The 18,792-nt window shown below is 45.6% G+C and carries 14 protein-coding genes; 11 read left to right on the forward strand and 3 right to left on the reverse strand.

Annotated elements, in window-relative coordinates; genetic code table 11:
• Positions 1-117: 117 nt before the first annotated feature.
• On the reverse strand, positions 118-1,527 hold the full coding sequence (locus ACTF5U_RS01860) for a PhoH family protein (protein ID WP_438969932.1): 1,410 nt from the start codon (positions 1,525-1,527) through the stop codon (positions 118-120).
• A 771-nt stretch (positions 1,528-2,298) separates the two neighbouring features.
• Between ACTF5U_RS01860 and ACTF5U_RS01865 the strand changes: the two genes are divergently transcribed.
• Entirely contained in the window at positions 2,299-2,544 is a 246-nt protein-coding gene (locus tag ACTF5U_RS01865; RefSeq protein ID WP_438969933.1) for a VF530 family DNA-binding protein, read from the forward strand.
• A gap of 39 nt (positions 2,545-2,583) precedes the next feature.
• Here the strand turns inward: ACTF5U_RS01865 and ACTF5U_RS01870 are convergent, their stop codons facing one another.
• Positions 2,584-4,308, reverse strand: coding sequence for a protein kinase domain-containing protein (locus ACTF5U_RS01870; RefSeq protein WP_438969934.1), 1,725 nt, complete (start codon positions 4,306-4,308; stop codon positions 2,584-2,586).
• 127 nt (positions 4,309-4,435) lie between these two features.
• Here ACTF5U_RS01870 and ACTF5U_RS01875 point away from each other — a divergent pair, with 127 nt between their 5' ends.
• Positions 4,436-4,762, forward strand: a complete 327-nt coding sequence (locus ACTF5U_RS01875) for an MGMT family protein (RefSeq protein WP_438969935.1) — start codon at positions 4,436-4,438, stop codon at positions 4,760-4,762.
• Between the two features lie 42 nt (positions 4,763-4,804).
• Positions 4,805-5,695, forward strand: coding sequence for an EamA family transporter RarD (gene rarD / locus ACTF5U_RS01880; RefSeq protein WP_438969936.1), 891 nt, complete (start codon positions 4,805-4,807; stop codon positions 5,693-5,695).
• Here the strand turns inward: rarD and ACTF5U_RS01885 are convergent.
• On the reverse strand, positions 5,692-6,162 hold the full coding sequence (locus tag ACTF5U_RS01885; protein WP_438969937.1) for an Lrp/AsnC family transcriptional regulator: 471 nt from the start codon (positions 6,160-6,162) through the stop codon (positions 5,692-5,694). The genes rarD and ACTF5U_RS01885 overlap by 4 nt on opposite strands.
• 307 nt (positions 6,163-6,469) lie before the next feature.
• On the opposite strand from ACTF5U_RS01885, the gene leuA reads away from it, so the two are divergent.
• The 8 genes from leuA to ACTF5U_RS01925 all read left to right on the forward strand — a co-directional run bounded on the left by leuA (position 6,470) and on the right by ACTF5U_RS01925 (position 18,788).
• Positions 6,470-8,176, forward strand: coding sequence for a 2-isopropylmalate synthase (gene leuA / locus ACTF5U_RS01890; protein ID WP_438969938.1), 1,707 nt, complete (start codon positions 6,470-6,472; stop codon positions 8,174-8,176).
• 229 nt (positions 8,177-8,405) lie between these two features.
• The gene (locus ACTF5U_RS01895; RefSeq protein ID WP_438969939.1) at positions 8,406-8,831 is read left to right on the forward strand and encodes a hypothetical protein; all 426 of its coding nucleotides are present in this window, start codon (positions 8,406-8,408) and stop codon (positions 8,829-8,831) included.
• A 184-nt stretch (positions 8,832-9,015) separates the two neighbouring features.
• Positions 9,016-9,483: an LEA type 2 family protein gene (locus ACTF5U_RS01900; protein ID WP_438969940.1), complete on the forward strand. Its 468-nt coding sequence runs from the start codon at positions 9,016-9,018 to the stop codon at positions 9,481-9,483.
• Between the two features lie 24 nt (positions 9,484-9,507).
• On the forward strand, positions 9,508-10,470 hold the full coding sequence (locus ACTF5U_RS01905; RefSeq protein ID WP_438969941.1) for a sensor domain-containing diguanylate cyclase: 963 nt from the start codon (positions 9,508-9,510) through the stop codon (positions 10,468-10,470).
• 155 nt (positions 10,471-10,625) lie between these two features.
• Positions 10,626-12,332: a potassium/proton antiporter gene (locus tag ACTF5U_RS01910; protein WP_438969942.1), complete on the forward strand. Its 1,707-nt coding sequence runs from the start codon at positions 10,626-10,628 to the stop codon at positions 12,330-12,332.
• Between the two features lie 300 nt (positions 12,333-12,632).
• Positions 12,633-14,738 (forward strand): methyl-accepting chemotaxis protein, encoded by a 2,106-nt coding sequence (locus ACTF5U_RS01915; RefSeq protein WP_438969943.1) that lies wholly within the window; start codon positions 12,633-12,635, stop codon positions 14,736-14,738.
• Positions 14,739-14,886: 148 nt separating this feature from the next.
• Positions 14,887-18,585, forward strand: a complete 3,699-nt coding sequence (metH, locus tag ACTF5U_RS01920; protein ID WP_438969944.1) for a methionine synthase — start codon at positions 14,887-14,889, stop codon at positions 18,583-18,585.
• Complete coding sequence (locus ACTF5U_RS01925; RefSeq protein ID WP_438969945.1) at positions 18,585-18,788, forward strand: SlyX family protein; 204 nt, start codon at positions 18,585-18,587, stop codon at positions 18,786-18,788. The genes metH and ACTF5U_RS01925 overlap by 1 nt, the downstream gene beginning before the upstream one ends.
• Positions 18,789-18,792: the final 4 nt, after the last annotated feature.

Below are 18,792 nucleotides of genomic sequence, written 5' to 3' on the forward strand. Positions count from 1 at the left end.
GTTCTGATTGCTTTGCCAGCCCCGCAAATTGTTTCATAAAAGCATTGGTTAAAAATACCTCCCTAATTATGATGCTTCAGCCTGATATCAGGCTATAAATAATGTGTCTTCAAAAGGTTATAGATGCTCAGAAGCATAATCAGCCAGGCGCGAGCGTTCACCACGTAATAAGGTAATGTGACCACTGTGCTGCCAGAATTTAAAGTGATCGACAACGTAAGTCAGACCAGAAGTCGTCTCACTCAGATAGGGCGTATCAATCTGAGCAATATTACCGAGACAGATGATCTTGGTCCCCGGACCGGCTCGGGTTATCAAGGTTTTCATCTGTTTCGAGGTCAGGTTTTGCGCTTCATCAATAATCAAAAAACGGTTCAAGAAAGTACGCCCGCGCATAAAATTAAGAGAGCGAATTTTGATCCATCGTTGCAAAAGATCATTGGTCGCCTGACGACCCCATTCTCCCCCCTCAGTTTTGTTCAGTACTTCAAGGTTATCCATTAATGCGCCCATCCAGGGCGTCATTTTTTCCTCTTCCGTTCCGGGCAGAAAGCCGATATCTTCACCTACAGGCACCGTTACACGTGTCATGATGATTTCGCTGTATCGTTTATGTTCAATCGTCTGAGTTAATGCAGCGGCTAGTGTAAGAAGCGTTTTACCGGTACCTGCCTGACCCAGCAGGGTAACGAAGTCAACTTCTGGGTCCATCAACAGGTTTAGAGCAAAGTTTTGTTCACGATTTCGGGCTGTAATGCCCCATACAGCATGACTTTCTTTCCGGTAATCGGTCACTAACTGAATATCAGAACTTGTTTCTGTGACAGAACGAACGACTGCTTCGATAGTGTGATCTTCACCGGGTGAGTAGATGAGCTGATTGGGGTACCAGTCTTTGACGATCTCACCCTCAACTTCATAGAAAGTCTGTCCATCAGCTGTCCATGATTCCAGGCGATTCAGATCATCCCAGAAATCGGCTGTGAGTTCGGAGGAACCTCGATAGAGAAGATCGACATCATCCAGTACTTTATCGTTGTAATAATCTTCAGCGCAGATACCCAAAACAGTCGCTTTAATGCGAAGATTGATGTCTTTAGATACCAGAATGATAGTGCTGTCGGTAACGGTTTTTTGCAATGCAATCGCCACGCTCAGGATGGCATTGTCGCCCTGATAGCTTGGTAACTCTTTGGGTAGTTCACTCTGCATCTGTGTGGTTTGAAAAAACAGACGTCCGGTCGCAGAGGGCATTTCACCATTGTTCACACTTGGTAAAGGAATACCACTGGTGATGGCATCATTATCTTCAGCAATGAGTAACATTTCATCCAGAAATCGACTCACCTGGCGAACGTTACGGGAGACTTCTGACAAACCTTTTTTGCCACGGTCCAACTCTTCCAGCACCACCATGGGTAAATAGATGTCATGTTCATCAAAGCGGAAGAGGGCGGTGGGGTCGTGCATCAGCACATTGGTGTCGAGAATAAAAAGGCGTTTGCCGAGGGCGGGTCTTTTGATCATCTGCAAGAAGTCCTCTTGTGGATTAGGAATTACCTGAGTTCGATTATGATCCAGAAATATCCGGCTGCAAAGTGCTGTAAAGGAGATTTTCTTCGCCAGTCATAAGGAATGAAACGGGCTGCTTCACAAGCAAAAAAATAGTGTTAAGATTATAAATCCATCTCCAATGAATTGCTTGGCTGATCTTTATGCCGACGCCAATGCTGGTGGTAGACAAGTCCTTTTTTAAAATTATCTTAAGCAACGATAACTTGGCTGGTCTTCTTAACACGTCTTCCTTATCAGAACCAACTTAATACCCCACCGGCTTAATCTGGATTTATCGTGGTATCAGGTACCAAAAGCGTTGTTTAAATAAAATCGCCTGTGAAGATACTTTTTTTGTGATGGACGCTTTCAGAGAGTAAAAATGCGCGTAATCACTGAAGCCTACCCTCTGGTATTGCCAACATTCCGATAATATTCAGAATGATTGCAAATCAGACAGCGCTGGACGCTTCCCAAAATGCTATATAACAAATGGTGATACTTCTAGAGGGTATTTTATCCATTGGTATTAATTGCCTTCCATGTGAATCAAACCCTTCAAATAAGTTGGATTGCAATCCGGTCTCTGAATACGTAATACGTATGCGTGTTTCTTCTGAAAAATCTGTTGATGTTAGGTTTCGATTTAAGCGATGATGTGTTTGTTCACGCTGAATATCTTTTCTTTAAGAGTCGATGTTATCAGCTGAATATCTTTTCTTTAAGAGTCGATGTTATCAATAGATGAAAACGCAACAACCCAATAATCCATTACATGGCATCACGCTTGAAAAAGTTGTAACAGATCTGGTCGAACATTATGACTGGTCGGGTCTAGCAGACAGAATCAATATCAACTGTTTTAAAAGTGACCCTTCGGTTAAATCAAGCTTGAAGTTTTTACGCAAAACGCCGTGGGCACGAGAAAAGGTCGAAAAGTTATATCTTTCAACGTTCAATGATGCATCACCCTGGTCAAAATCATCCTGAGTTATTCTGGTCATGTAACGTATATGACGCTCAGTCAGTTTAAAGAAAATCAGTGATATTCTGATAGGCCAGAATCATCAATAATCCCACCGAAATACATTTCCAGAATAACACTGGATCTCGCTCTATCAATGGTGGTTTAGCTTTATTAAGGAATATTTTATTGGGATTGCTCAGGTCATACACAAACTCAGCTACCTCCTGATAACGTTTGTGTGGCTGAATATTGACGGCTTTTCTAATGGTGTCATCGACCCAAAATGGAATTTTGCGATCTTCCTGAATAACGGATTTGTATGTCAGCTTTCGCTGGGCTGCAACACTATAAGATTTTGAAATAGCAGTTCCATAAGGCAACTCATGGGTCAGCAGATGATATGTAAGCACACCAAGGGAGAAAATATCGGATTGTGCCGTGCCTTCATAACCCAGAAAATATTCGGGTGCAGTAAATTGCGCCGTACCTAGAATCAGTTCTGTTTCAGTGCCGAGTTCAGCCACACCGGCCACTCGGGTGGAGCCAAAATCGATGATTTTCACCGTGCCGGATGAGTCAATCATAATATTCTCAGGACGAATATCCTGATGGAGCATCTCCCGGCGGTGCATTGCCTGCAGACCTTTGCCTATCTGTTCAATAATTCGTCTCACCTCGTCCATGCTAGGCTGCGAATTATCATGCATCCACTGTGTTAATGTCTGGCCTTCAATATACTCGGTCACACTATAGAGAAAGTTGCGTTGCCGTTTCGTCTCAATCGCTTTAAGGCAATGTACGTTATCAAGGCGACGGGTGATCCACTCTTCCATCAGGAAACGTTCGATAGCTTCCTGATCATTTTCTAAATCGGTGGATAAGACTTTCAGAACAACCTGTTGCTGACTGTCGAGATCCTTGGCCAGAAAAACGTGGCTGCGACTACTGACATACAATTCGCGGATAATTTCAAAGCCATCAAACAGCATCTTGGGCGCCAGCAATGGGGGCGCGGGTAGCTGACTGACCTGCTCTTTCACCATCGGCATACCTAATGCTGGTATGCTCTCTACCCGCACAATTTGCAAAGTAAGGTTGTCATCACTGCCTGCTTCTAAAGCTTGCTCTATCAGTACTTCGGAGGCTTTCTGTAAATCATCTGTATAGGCTTCGATAGTATTAATGATGTGTTTTTCGCTGATAAAGTCATAGACACCATCGGTAGCGAGAATAAATATATCACCTTGATCGGCATCAAACACTTTGCTGTCACAGCGAAACTGTTGTTCCAACCCCATGGCTCTGGTTAGATAGCTGCCTTGCTCATCATTCGCCTTCACATGATCGATAGAAAGTTGTTTTAGCCGCCCATCTGTGAGTCGGAAAATGCGACTGTCACCTACATGAAACAGATACGCTTTATTGGCTTTAAATACCAGGCCGCTGAAGGTGCAGATATAGCCCTGATCAACTTCATAACGAAATTCGCTGTTACGAGACTGGCCATACAGCCAAGAATTAATTGACTGTAAAACTCTTTTTCCAGACGTTTGTGCCGACCATGAGTCCGGCGTAGCGTAGTAGTCTTCGATAAAACTGTTCACCGACGTCGCGCTAGCCTCCTGACTGACGTCACTACTGCTGATACCGTCAGCTAACGCAACAATGATGCCTTTGGTGGTGAGTTCCGGCTCGGGGGGGACAAATAATCCATAACGATCTTGATTAATAGGTTTGCGGCCGGCACTGCTATGCTGACCAACACTGAGGGATAAAGATTTCGTCATGTAATCATTGTCCTATGTTGTTTCATTATTATCATGCAATATCTCATCAGTTTGAACATGTGTCGATAGATCTTAATTTTCACAACCATGCGGATTATTTTTTGCCGTGTGCCAGGTAATATGAGCAATGGTATCGAATGAACTCAAACAAATGATTTGGCAGAGTGTGGCTGCTATACCCAAAGGAAAAGTAGCAACCTACGGGCAGATTGCCAGACAGTGTGGTCATCCGCGACATGCCCGGTATGTCGGAGCAGTTTTAAAACAATTACCGCAAAATAGCTTGATCCCGTGGCATCGGGTTGTAAATGCAAAAGGCAAAATTTCTTTTCCAATCGGTTCCGATGCTTACCACCGCCAACAAACGCGTTTGCAGGGTGAAGCTGTGACTTTAAGTAATGACAAAATTAACTTAAAGCATTTCGGCTGGGATGGTTTTGTCAGTGAATCCTAGAGAAAAATTGATATCATAGAGAATTAATCCATCAGGAACGTTATGCAAGGTCTAGCGCTCGCCGTTCTGGCGTATTCCATCTGGGGGCTATTCCCACTCTTTTTTAGCTACCTGAATCATGTTTCGCCGGTAGAGGTTTTGTCACACCGGATAATCTGGTCTTTAGTTGCGACGCTGACCTTAGGCCTTATTCTGCAACGCGGTCGATTATTAGCGAAAGCATTACAGGATAAGACTACTTTAATCTGGCTGGGAATTTCATCTTTGCTGATTGCCGTTAACTGGCTTGTCTATATCTGGGCTGTGGGCCAGCACCGGGTACTTGAAGCCAGTCTCGGTTATTTCATCATGCCGGTGGTGAGTCTTTTGATGGGACGATTGTTACTCAAAGAACCACTGCATCCACTACAGGCCTGGGCCGGTGTGTTGGCTTTTATTGCGATTGCCTGGGAATTATGGAGCTTCGGTACCTTACCCTGGGTCGGTGTCGTATTAGCATTTGCGTTTGCCTTTTATGGGCTAGTACGAAAAATTCATCCTATAGACGGACTTAATGGACTGACCATTGAAACCCTCTGGTTATTACCCTTTGCGGTTGGCTTTGTGATCTGGCAGTTTGCGACAGCTGATAGTCAGATGGGGTTTGGCTTAAACGACGAAACCACAATTTTACTGATCTGCTCTGGTTTTCTGACTGCTTTGCCATTGGTTTTGTTTGCCATGGCTACCCGACGCATCAACCTGTCGATAGTTGGATTCATTATGTACATCAATCCGACCATTCAGTTTTTAATCGGGGTGTTTGTACTGAATGAGCATTTCCCCGAAGAACGTTTAATCACCTTTATTCTGGTCTGGATTGCATTGTTGTTATTCGTCAGTGGTCTGTGGCAGGTGCAAAGAAATAAGCACCGTGACAGGTCATCTGTTTAATTGACCGGTAAGGCAGTGCTATTGATCGGAGACTTCATCACAAAGGATGTATGAACGCCGGTGACACCCTCAATCCGGGTGAGTTTATTCAGCAAAAACTGCTGATAGGCATCCATGTCTCTAACAATGACTTTTAGCAGGTAATCGGCGGATTGCCCGGTAATCAAATGACACTCCAACACTTCCGGATAGCTCGCCAAGGTTGACTCCAAGGCCTCAAATCGCTCAGGTGTGTGTTTATCCATGCTGATACCGATAAAGGCCATCAAGGTCAGGCCGAGCTTTTTTGCATTCAATAAGGCGACATAACCATCAATCAAGCCTTCTTCTTCCATTTGCCTGACTCGACGTAAACAAGGAGAAGGAGAGAGCTTGATGGCTTCAGCTAATTCCTGATTGGTAATCCGACCCTGTTTTTGCAGTGTGTCCAGAATCATCTGGTCATAGCGATCCAGTTTTTCTGTCATTAAATTTTACTCCTACTTTACATTGCGGTATTTAATGCTGAAATTAATTAAATATAAGCAATTATATGCCTTATATTCGTATATTTCTGAAATTTTGGCAATTTAATTCTGCTGCAACATCTTTATACTATTCTCCATGCCTGAAACCGGCGGCGAATGAGTCACAAGCTCTCGCTGGCACGAAGCTCCCACATCACCACAAGTGATGGTCGATTTTCGTAGCCCTCTGGTTAACCCGACCGGAGATGTCAGTAGCTCGCGAATGGTTTTTAGCAAATAATTTAATAATGACAATCAGGAGTCAACCATGATTACCAATCCCGCTCAGAAGTATCGTCGTTTTGAGCCCATTCAGTTAGCGGATCGCCAGTGGCCGAATGCCGTAATGGAAAGAGCACCAATCTGGATGAGCACTGACTTGCGTGATGGTAATCAGGCACTGATTGATCCTATGTCGGTTGAAACCAAGCTGCGGTATTTTGATGAACTGGTAAAAATTGGTTTCAAGGAAATTGAGGTCGGTTTTCCTTCTGCCTCAGAGACTGATTTCAACGTGGTACGCCGTCTGATCGAAGAGGACCGTATTCCGGAGGACGTCACCATTGAAGTGTTGACCCAGGCACGTGAAGATTTAATCTCGCGTACGGTAGCGTCACTGAAAGGTGCACGTCGGGTTATTTTGCATATGTACAACCCGATATCGCCGACTTTTCGTGAAGTTGTTTATAAAACCGATAAAGCTGGCGTCAAGCAAATTGCCGAGCGTGGCACGCGTTGGGTTAAACAGATGACGCAACAGCAGCCGGACACTGAGTGGGTCTATCAGTATTCACCGGAAGTCTTTTCCAGCACGGAAGTGGCGTTTGCAAAAGAAGTCTGTGATGCGGTTTCCGCTGTGTGGCAGCCGACGCCAGACAATAAAATGATTCTTAACCTGCCGGCAACGGTGGAGATGTCGACTCCCAACACCTATGCCGATCAGATTGAGTGGATGCATCGTAACCTGAATAATCGCGACAGCATTATATTGAGTGTTCACCCGCATAATGATCGCGGCACTGCAGTGGCGGCAGCTGAATTAGCTGTCATGGCTGGTGCCGATCGGGTTGAAGGCTGTTTGTTTGGTAATGGTGAACGTACCGGCAACGTCGACTTGGTAACGTTGGCATTGAACCTATATTCTCAGGGCATTAACCCGGAATTGGATTTCAGCAACCTTGATCAGATTCGTCAGATGTATGAAGAAACGACCCAGTTACCGGTACATCCACGTCATCCTTATGCCGGTGAATTAGTATTCACGGCATTCTCAGGCTCACATCAGGATGCGATTAAAAAAGGCTTCGCGGTTCAAAAAGACGATGTTCACTGGCAAGTGCCTTATCTGCCCTTGGATCCTGCCGATCTTAACCGGAGCTATGACGCTGTGGTGCGTGTGAACAGTCAATCCGGCAAAGGCGGAGTAAGTTTCTTGTTGCAACAGGCAGCTGGGTTTGAATTGCCTCGTCGTTTACAGATTGAGTTCAGCAAAATTGTGCAAAAGCGCAGTGATGAAACCAGCAAAGAGGTAAATAGCAGCAATATTGTAAGCCTTTTTGAGTCATCTTATTTGCATGTGGCAGCGCCTTATAACTACATGAGTAGTCATGTGATTGATGAGGAAACCAACGATGTCGTGACCAGGATTGTGGTTGACTATAATGCACAACGAATCGAACTGAGCGGACTGGGTAATGGGCCTTTGGACGCTGCCGCTAAAGCGATCAGTGAGCATTTGGGTGAGACGGTCACGGTAGCGGATTACCATGAGCATGGTATGAGCTCAGGATCGGATGCCGCAGCAGTCAGTTATGTTGAAGTGAAAGTGGGTGATAACAACACCTTGTTTGGTGTGGGTCAGGATAAAAACATCACGTCAGCGGCAATCAAAGCTTTAATCAACGGTGTTAATCGTGTTTTAGAAGGTGATAGCAGTATGGAACGAGAGCTCAAACTGAAGTCGAAACAGGCTTGAATGAGTCTTTAGTTTCAAACAGGTGAAATCTCTTGGATTGTATCAGGATAATTCTGAATAAAGCCTAGTATTAAACAGTAAAGCATTGATAAACATATCATTATTACAGAACTGTTCAGATTTGATCTCTCGCAACGTATTCGTTATGGTGTAAATAAAGCTGATAAAAAAATTCTTTTTTATCAGTCTTTAACCCAATGTTTGACTTAATCAAACAAAGGAGGAAATGATGTTAAAACAAGGAATTTTAACACTCTTACTGACAATGCTATTTGCAATCAGTCCGGCGATGGCCGCCGATGAACACAAAGGCTCAGAACATCCAGCTCATGAAATGGGTGAAGCAGCTTTATCTGACTCTGATAAAACAGAGCAGCTCAGTGATGAATATAAAGAAAACCTGAGAGAAGCAAAAGATACTGAGAATATGCCTCACCCAGCTCATAAAATGGGTGCTGAAAATACGCATAAAGGCTCTGAGCACCCAGCCCATGAAATGGGTGATGCAGTAACATCTGAAGAGTATAAGAAAGAAAAGGATGTTAGTGAAAAATACAAACAAAACCTAGAAGAAGCCAAAGCGTCTGAAGGTAGCAAACATCCCGCACATGAAATGGGTGAAAGCGAAGAAGCGCTTGACCAGCGCGGTCAATAAAAGCGTTTTTAAACACCTTCTATTTTAGATTAAACGCTGCATCCTCGTAATTGAGGGTGCAGCGTTTTTTTTGCGTCGTCAGACAGTATTTTATGACATTTTTATTCATATGAGAAAAAATCATCATCGGTTTAAAAGCAGGTCGGTTACACTCGACTTAATCAATGTGATCAGAGGTATAAAGATGAGCGCACCCAAACAGATTTTGATGTTATTTGTGTTTCTGCTATTGAGCGCCTGTGCCAGTTGGTCGCCTTCCTATGAGAAACCACAGGTGAGCATCACCTCTTTTACTCTGGCTCCTGAGTCCACGGGTATTGCACCCACTTTCTTGATTGGACTGCGTGTGGTTAACCCCAATCGGAATACGCTACCTTTGAAAGGGATGAGCTATGCGGTAGAAATTGAACAGCAACGAGTTTTAACTGGCGCCGAGCCTGATCTACCGCAAGTGCCAGGATATGGTACAGCGGACTTTACCATCAAAGCCTCACCCGATTTGCTCGGAAGCGCCCGCTTAATCAATCAATTGCTATCAGGACAGCGCGGCAGTCTTGATTATTTGTTCAAAGCTCGGTTCGATATCGGTCGTTTATTGCCTTTTGTCACGGTTGAAGAAAAAGGGAGTTTTGGTTTGACTGACTTTCAATGAGTTAATCTTGAATGATGACATTTTATGAATAAAAAACGCTTATTCAAATCGCTTAAACAGCAAATCATCGAATCATCCAGAGGTGACAAAGAAAAATTTCTGTTTGAGCTGGGTTTGCGCGATGCGTTGGAATTATGGCGCGTGTTGTTCGAACAATCAGCAGAAGGCATGGTGGTTATTGATCTGTCGGGCAATGTTGTTGAAGTCAATAAGCGCTATGCCGATATGCTGGGTTATACCATCGAAGAAATGTTGCACTTGCAGGTATGGGATTGGGATACCCAGTTTGAGCAGGAAGAAATCAAAAAAATGCTGCTCGAGGTTGATGATAAGGGGGCTTATTTTGAGACGAAACAGCGGCGTAAGGATGGGACTGTTATTGAGGTTGGTCTCAGCAATAACGGCGCTACCTATAAAGGGGAAAAGCTGATTTTCTGTCTCTGTCGGGATATCACCCAGCAAAAGCAGGACCAGGCAAAAATATTACGATTGGCGATGATAGATAATCTAACCGGGTTGTTCAATCGGCATGCTTTTGAAGCCAAACTCGATAATGAAATAAATCGAGTTTCTCGATATAGCAAACCGCTCTCAGTATTGATGTATGACTTAGACCATTTTAAGAAAATTAATGACAACTTTGGTCATAACGCTGGCGATGCTGTTTTGCTTAAAGTGGCAGAGCTGGTCCGTGACAATATTCGCGACGTTGATATGGCTAGTCGCTGGGGAGGCGAAGAATTTTTGGTATTAATGCCTGAAGCCGATATCGATGAAGCAAAAGTTGTGGCTGAAAAACTGCGAAAAGTCATAGCGGAGCACCCGTTTGAAGAGGTGAAATCGGTTACGGCCAGTTTTGGTGTAACGCAGTTTGTGGCCGATGAAAGCCCCGAGTCATTTTTAAAGCGGGTAGATGATGCAATGTATCTGGCAAAGCAGCAGGGACGTAATTGTGTTGAAACGATCATTGAACATCGACATCAGTAGCAACATTTAATCAGCATGACATAAAGATAGAACGAAGCCTTCTATGGGGACTGGATTTTGATATTTAGCTTTCGTCGGAGTCACGGCATGCGGAATTTTCAGTTTCTCAAACCACCTCTGTGATAATCTGAACTTACATTACAACTGTGTGAAATATGGATTCCATTAACACTTTATTCCTGCTCAGCGGGTTACTTATAGCGCTCAGTATTCTGGCGAGTCGCCTCTCTTCCCTGTTTGGTTTACCGATTCTGATGATCTTTCTCGCGCTGGGCATGTTAGCCGGTGAAGATGGTCTGCTCGGTGTTCAGTTCGATAATTATTCGCTGGCTTTTACAGTTGGTCATCTTGCTTTGGCCATGATCCTGCTGGATGGTGGACTCAGGACGCGTCTGAAAACATTCCGTGTTGGATTTAAACCGGCGCTATCACTCGCAACTTTTGGTGTCTTATTAACCAGTGGTATTGTGGGTGTCATTGCCATGTGGGTGTTTGATTTATCCCTGCTGGAAGGCATGCTGATTGGTGCTATTGTCGGTTCAACCGATGCCGCTGCTGTCTTTTCGATGCTGCGTGGTCAGGGCATTAATATCAATGAACGGGTTGGAGCGACCCTGGAGATTGAATCAGGTACCAACGATCCGATGGCGATTTTCCTAACATTATTACTGATTGAGGTCCTCATTGGTGAGTTCACTACACCGTTAGATTCACTGGTCTTTTTTATCCAGCAATTTGGTCTGGGAATCGCGGTCGGTCTGGCTGGCGGCTGGCTAACCTCAAAGTTACTCAGCAAGGTTGAATTAGCGCCGGCGCTTTATTCCCTACTTGCTCTGGCAATGGGGTTTTCCACCTTTGGTGTGGCCAGCGTGATTGGTGGTAGTGGTTTTCTGGCGATTTATCTTTGTGGTCTGTTGATAGGTAATCAGCCCGGACGACATATTCAACATATTCTGCCGGTACATGACGGGCTGGCATGGTTAAGTCAGATTGGTTTGTTTCTGGTACTGGGATTATTAGTCTCGCCGAGTCAGCTGATGGAATATGCTTTGCCGGCGTTATTGATTGCATTGGGACTGATTTTTATCGCCCGTCCATTGGCTGTTATTTTGACGGTAAAACCGTTCTTTAAATTCCGCTGGCGGGAAGTTGGTTTTATTTCCTGGGTCGGCTTGCGTGGTGCTGTTCCTATTGTGCTGGCGATATTTCCAGTGATAGGCGGGGTAGAGAATGCAACGCTCTATTTCAATGTGGCCTTTGTGGTTGTGCTGCTATCGCTCCTGATTCAGGGGGGCACTTTGTCTCCTATGGCCAAGTTAATGCGCATTCAGGTACCCACTACCGTCAGCCCAAAACAACGCGGTGCTCTGGGAATTTTGCCGGATCAGGATTATGAAATGTTTGTCTATAAGGTTGAAAATCCAGCATTAGATGGACAACCTATCCGTTTGTTGCGGTTTCCATCCGGGGCGCTGATTTCGGCCCTGTTTCGCGGCAGAGCCATGATTCATCCCAAAGGCAGCACAGAGTTGAGATCGGGCGATATATTGTGTGTTATTAGCCGCGAAGAAGATCTGGAAACGCTGAACCAGCTGTTTAATGGCGAAATGCAGCTTCGTAAGGTTGAAGCTTTTTTTGGTGCTTTCGTGCTGAACGGTGACGCTTTGCTAAAAGATGTGGCGAAAGCCTATGGTCTGACGATGAGTGGTCGTCAAGAGCATTTGACCCTCGATGAATTTATTTCACGCCGAGTCGGGGGGCATCCCGTAGTCGGAGATCAGGTTGATTGGCACGGGATTCATTGGGTTGTGAGTGATGTCCAGGGCGACACAATAACAAAAGTCGGTATGCGACTTTATTAATTGTGCCGGCTTCCTAGCTGTCATTTTATGAACCTGATTGTTACTGATTGCTATCTGATAATAATTGTGGCAAATTTGCACCTGTCGCGGGCTTTCGTGGCATCCACGTGGATTATGCTGGGAATCGGATACGTCGATTTATTTCTCGCATTTACATGTGGACAAGGGGTATAGCCAAATAGAGATTAATCTCAGTTTTTTGAAAACTGGGGCGATTTTTATATGGCATCTGGTCTTCACCAATGATGGTCATTATGGCCTGAATAGGTGAGTGATATTTATCCCTTGGGAGAGAACAGGATGCACTTATCCATTCAACAACGCTTCAGTCTCTGGGCAGGTCTAAGTCTGCTCAGTGTCGTGCTGGTCACTGCGCTTATCGGCGTTTGGCAGTTCGGCAATATCAAACAGTCTCTGTCCAGCCATAGTTACGATTTGACCCGTGAGCAGGTAGAAGATTATCTGGCGGTGACGGCACACGATACTTCAGCACAATTGTCGATACCGCTTGAGCGCGCTCTGCAGACAGCACAAGCAACAGCCTCCGCGATGTCTGCCGTTATTCAGATGCCCAATGATTCAGGTAAACGGAAACTGGCGCTGAATATACTCCAGCAAACACTCACCGATAATCCCGATTTTCTGGGCACCTATGTCGCGTTTGAGCCGAATGCATTCGATGGCAGTGATTATCTGACCATGCAATCACGAGGCAGTGACAAGACAGGACGCTTTTTGCCCTACGTAGTAAGGACCGATACTGGTTTTGTTGTTGAACCCCTGATGGGTCTGGAAGATAGCACGATGGATGAAAACGGCGTACGCGCGGGAGAGTATTACTTGTGCTCTAAAGATACCCTCACGAGCTGTGTCATTGATCCCTATTTGTATCCTATTGATGGCGATGAAGTATTACTTAGCAGCCTGGTGTCACCCGTCATTCATGATGGTCGATTTGCGGGTATTAGCGGTGTCGATATCACCGTCAGCTTTCTGCAGTCCAAAATCAAAGCGGTGGCTGAGAGCTTGTATAACGGACAAGGTAAAACTTTGCTGGTCAGTCCCAGAGGTGTTGTTGCCGGACACAGCCATCAGGCAGATCTGATTGGGAAAAACTTGTCTGCATTGGATGATGAACTACAGGAAAATATTACAAAGACATCAGTCAGTGGTGAAAGGCGAATTATTTATGCCAATGACCAGTTCATCGCCCTTGAGCCTTTTAATCTTCCCGGCAGTCAGCGTCATTGGGTGACCTATATTGAAGTTCCCGAACAGGTGGTGCTAGCCACAGTGGCTGAACAGGAGCAGTTTCTGAGTACTGCCCAGAAACACTTTATCACCACAACCACGTTACTAGGACTTTTGTTGGCGATATTAGGTGTTATCACCGTTTGGTTTGTTGCCAGAAACAGCACGCGACCCTTGTCAGCGATGACAGAGCTTGTCGCTTCAATTGCAGAAGGTGAAGGCGATTTGACGCGCCAATTAACAGTATCCAGCCGTGACGAAACCGGCAAGTTATCGGGACTGCTCAACACCTTTATCGATAAATTACGTTCGCTGGTTCAACAATTACTTCCAGTGGGCAGTCATGTCAGTTCTCTTTCTGCTGAAGGGCGAAGAATCAGTGAAGAGACTAATGCACAGATGCTGGAACAGCAAAAGCTGATTGAAGAAATGGTGTCTGCCGTCACTGAAATGGCGGCCTCTGCACAGCAGATTGCCGGTAACGCCGAGAGAACGTCCCAATTTGTGCAGCAGGCCAATGATTCTACAGAGTCTGGTACCAGCCTGGTGAAGCAAACTGCCCTATCTATTAATCACGTAAGTGATTCTGTCAGGCAATCTGAATCGGCGATGTTGGAACTGGAGAAAAATAGCGATGGTATTGCAGAGGTATTGACCGTTATTCAGGGCATAGCTGAGCAGACTAATCTGCTTGCTTTGAATGCTGCGATCGAAGCGGCGCGGGCAGGAGAAAAAGGGCGCGGGTTTGCTGTAGTTGCAGATGAAGTCAGGGCGCTGGCCAGTCGAACCCAGGATGCAACCATTGATATTCATGACAAGCTCAAGACACTTCACCAGGGTAATCAGGAAGTCACGGAGGCGATGCAGACAAGTGGTCAACAAGTCGCTGAGACAGTGAGATTGGCCCAAGCAGCAGAAGCAGCATTACTTGAAATCAGTAAGGCGATTGAAGAGGTTACAGAGATGTCGCTGCAAACAGCCTCAGCAACGGTGCAGCAGAGTGCCGTTTGCGAAGAAGTGAGTAATAATCTGTCTCAAGTTTCGCATCTGGTTCAGAAAACGACTGAAGGTGCTCAGCAGTTAAGTCGTGTCGGCAATGATCTGGATGAGGCCGCCAATGGACTGCAAAATAGGTTATCGCTTTTCAAAGTTTAATACGTCACTAAAAAACAGGGTGCGTCGTCAATGCACCTTGTTTTTTCATATGTAAAAAACAGGTCATTGAAGACGGTAGATTCAAGTTTATCTGCTATAATTCAGCGTTTTTCTATAGTGTAACTGTCTGACAGGAAAACCGTTTTAAATGAGCGCTTACCACCAACTTCGCACCCTGCTTGAGCAAAAAATTCTTATCCTCGATGGTGGGATGGGAACGCTTATCCAGAGCTATCAACTGGAAGAGAAAGATTTCCGTGGTGAGCGGTTTGCTGATCATCCCTGTGATGTAAAAGGTAATAATGACTTATTAACCTTAACCCAACCTCAGATTGTGCGTGATATTCACCGCGCTTATTTTGAAGCCGGTGCGGATATTGTTGAAACCAATACCTTTAACGGTACTTCAATCGCCATGGCCGATTATCAGATGGAAGATCTGGTATATGAGCTGAATAAAGTTTCGGCAGAGCTGGCCAAAGAAGTCGCGGATGAGTTCACCGCTGAAAATCCGGATAAGCCACGATTTGTCACTGGGGTTTTAGGTCCGACCAACCGTACCGCCAGTATTTCACCTGATGTGAACAATCCTGGCTATCGCAATACTAATTTTGACGAGTTAGTGGTCGCTTACACCGAAGCCATTCGTGGTCTGGTTGACGGTGGCGTCGATCTGTTATTAGTAGAAACGGTCTTTGATACGCTTAATGCCAAAGCGGCCTTGTTTGCCATCGACAAATTCTGTGAAGACCATAGTATCCATCTGCCGGTCATGATTTCCGGTACGATTACTGATGCCAGTGGCCGTACGCTCTCAGGCCAGACAGCAGAAGCCTTCTGGAATTCTTTATCGCATATTCAACCGCTTAGTATCGGCCTTAACTGTGCGTTGGGTGCTGAACAATTACGCCAGTATGTGGAAGAGTTATCCAATGTTGTCACGAGCTATGTCAGCGCGCATCCGAATGCGGGATTGCCCAATGAATTCGGTGAATATGACGAATCACCGGAAGTCATGGCCGAACAAATTAAGGAATGGGCTGAAGCTGGGTTTCTGAATATTGTTGGCGGTTGCTGTGGTACTGCGCCAGCACATATCAAAGCCATTGCCGATGCGGTCGAAGGTATTAAGCCGAGAGTCCCCAAAAAAGACCTGCACCATTGCCGCTTGAGTGGTCTGGAGCCACTAAACCTTACTGAAGATAGTTTGTTTGTGAACGTCGGTGAGCGCACTAACGTGACGGGTTCACTGCGGTTTGCGCGACTGATTAAGGAAGACGATTACGATACTGCGCTGGAAGTGGCCCGACAGCAGGTTGAAAATGGTGCTCAGATTATCGATATCAATATGGATGAGGGCATGCTTGACTCGCAAGAGGCGATGGTCACCTTCCTCAATCTTCTGGCTGCAGAACCGGATATCAGCCGGGTGCCAGTGATGATTGACTCATCTAAATGGGATGTTATCGAAGCCGGTCTGAAATGCATTCAGGGTAAAGGCATTGTTAACTCGATAAGCCTGAAAGAGGGTGAAGAGAAATTCATTGAACAAGCTAAGCTGGTTCGTCGTTACGGTGCAGCAGTGATAGTAATGGCGTTTGATGAAAGCGGACAGGCTGACACCCGCGAACGTAAACGTGAAATCTGTACCCGATCGTACGAGATTCTGACCGAAAAAGTGCATTTCCCGCCGGAAGATATCATCTTTGATCCCAACATCTTCGCTGTCGCCACCGGTATTGAAGAACATAACAACTATGCGGTCGACTTCATTGAAGCGACCCAAGACATTAAACAAAGCCTGCCACATGCCATGATCAGTGGCGGTGTGTCTAACGTGTCGTTTTCCTTCCGCGGTAACAATGTAGTTCGTGAAGCCATACATGCGGTCTTTCTTTATCACGCCATCAAAGCGGGTATGGATATGGGGATCGTCAACGCCGGTCAGTTGGCGATTTATGACGATTTACCCGACGACCTGCGCGAACAGGTTGAGGATGTGATTCTCAATCGCAGAGATGATTCCACCGATCGTATGCTCGAAATGGCAGAAAAATACAAAGGTGAAGGTGGCACTGCGGCCAAAAAAGAAGATCTTAGCTGGCGTGAACTGCCGGTGAGCAAGCGACTTGAACATGCTTTGGTGAAAGGGATCGCAGATTACGTTGAAGATGATACTGAAGAAGCGAGGCAAGCTTTCCCTAAACCACTGGAAGTGATTGAAGGTCCGTTAATGGACGGCATGAACGTGGTGGGTGATTTATTTGGTGAAGGTAAAATGTTTCTGCCACAGGTGGTGAAATCCGCACGGGTAATGAAAAAGGCCGTTGCCTATTTGATGCCCTATATTGAAGCCGCCAAGGAAGAGGGTGATACCAGTAAAAATAATGGCAAGATCCTGATGGCCACGGTCAAAGGAGATGTTCATGATATTGGTAAAAACATTGTCGGTGTCGTACTGCAATGTAATAATTTTGAGGTCATTGATCTTGGCGTGATGGTACCTGCGCAAAAGATTCTTGATGTCGCCAGAGAAGAGAACGTCGATATTATCGGCTTATCGGGTTTGATTACGCCATCACTGGATGAAATGGTGCATGTCGCCAAGGAAATGGAACGTTTGGGGTTTGAAGTGCCATTGATGATTGGCGGTGCCACCACTTCTTTGATTCACACTGCTGTGAAGATTGAGCCGAATTATCATGGTTGCAGTATTTATGTAAAAGATGCTTCGAGAGCGGTTGGTGTGGCCCAGAAACTGGTTAGTAAAGAAGCCAGCGTGCCATTTATTGCCGATCTGAAAAAAGATTACGAAGACAAACGTTCCCGTCACAAAGGCCGCAAGAGCACGCGGAGACAATTACCGATTGCCGAAGCGCGAGCCAATAAAACCAAGATTGACTGGCAAGCCTATCAACCGACAAAACCGGCTAAATTAGGTCTGGAAACGTTTGATGATTATCCGTTGGATGAGCTGGTCGAACGTATCGACTGGACACCCTTTTTCCAATCATGGGAGCTGGCGGGTAAATACCCACGGATTCTGGAAGATGAAATTGTTGGTGAGCATGCCAAGCACTTGTTTGACGATGCGAAAAAAATGCTCAAACAAATCGTTGATGAGAAATGGTTGAAGGCCAGAGCGGTTATCGGTTTATTCCCGGCGAACAGTGTCAACGATGATGATATTGAAGTGTATCGCGATGAGGAGCGCAAAGAAGTCTTAATGACACTTCACAGTCTGCGTCAGCAGACTGAGCGTCCACCCGGCCGACCCAACGCGGCACTGGCCGATTTTGTGGCCCCGAAGGACAGTGGCGTAGACGACTACATTGGTGCCTTTGCCGTCACTGCTGGTATTGGTATTGATGAACATGTTGAACGTTTTGATGCCGATCATGACGATTATCACAGCATTATGATCAAGGCTTTGGCAGATAGATTGGCAGAAGCCTTAGCTGAACGAATGCATGAACGGGTTCGTAAAGAATTCTGGGGTTATGTGCAGGACGAGCAGCTTGATAATGATGCATTGATTGATGAAAAGTATCAGGGTATTCGTCCAGCGCCGGGTTACCCCGCATGTCCAGACCATACTGAAAAAGGATTGCTGTGGGATTTGATTGACCCTGTCAACAATGCCGGTATAACGATTACTGAGTCTTATGCCATGCTGCCTACAGCCGCAGTAAGTGGTTTCTATTTTGCGCATCCGGAATCACGTTACTTTGGTTTGGGCAAGATTGATCAGGATCAGGTGGAAGACTATGCCGAACGCAAAGGGTGGGATAAACAAACCGCTGAGCGTTGGTTAGGACCCGCCCTGTCATATGATGGAGATATCTGATGAATGACGATATTGTTGACCTGCAGACACGTCTGGCGTTTCAGGATGGCCTCTTAGAGGAACTCAATGAGGTCGTCACCGATCAACAAAAACAGATTGATCGTCTGGAACGCTCTTTGACAACCTTTAAAGCCCAGTTAGAAAGTGTCCAGCATACCCAGATGTTGGTTCAGAATGACGAGCCACCACCACCGCATTATTAATTAA

Origin of the sequence: Methylophaga sp., assembly GCF_965655755.1 — a bacterium.
In the GTDB taxonomy this organism is placed as follows: domain Bacteria; phylum Pseudomonadota; class Gammaproteobacteria; order Nitrosococcales; family Methylophagaceae; genus Methylophaga.